This window comes from Streptomyces sp. NRRL WC-3549 (genome assembly GCF_000721935.1).
Lineage (GTDB): Bacteria > Actinomycetota > Actinomycetes > Streptomycetales > Streptomycetaceae > Streptomyces.
In genome coordinates this window covers 31,839-32,365 of record NZ_KL585438.1, presented here as the reverse complement: position 1 = coordinate 32,365, position 527 = coordinate 31,839, and the positions used below count along the sequence as shown (strand labels likewise).

1 protein-coding gene is annotated in these 527 nt (G+C 79.9%); it reads right to left on the bottom strand.

What is annotated here, in order from left to right; all coding sequences use genetic code 11:
* On the bottom strand, nt 1–527 hold a 527-nt coding region (locus IH13_RS0132535; RefSeq protein WP_031090120.1), incomplete at both ends, for an ATP-binding cassette domain-containing protein.

The window sequence follows — 527 nt, the reverse complement described above, 5'->3', positions numbered from 1 at the left end:
GGCCAGGGCGAGGGCGAGCCGCTGGCCCTCGGACAGGTCGCGGGGATGGGTGGCGTCCGGGACGCCCGGCAGCAGCTCGGAGACCAGGGCGCGGCACCTGCCGGGGGGCGCGCCCGCGTCGGAGTCGGCTGCGGCGCACTCGGCGGCGACCGTGTCCGCGTACAGCAGGTCGCGGGGTTCCTGGGGGACGAGGCCGACGCGGCGCACCATGGCGCGGGGCGCGGTGCGGGACGGGTGCAGGCCGCCGACGAGGACGGAGCCCGCGGTCGGCTCCAGCATGCCGACGAGCGCGCTCAGCAGGGTCGACTTGCCCGCGCCGTTGCGTCCCATCAGGGCCACGGTCTCGCCGGGTGCGACGGACAGCGTCACCCGGCGCAGCGCCTCGACGCGCCCGCGCCGCAGGCCCAGCCCGTCGGCCCGGACGACGACGCCGGTGCCGGAGGGATCAGGCGACCCGGCGGCGGGGGGACGGCGCCTCAGCAGACGCCCGAGCAGCCCGCCGCGGGGCGCACCGGCCGGTACCGGGC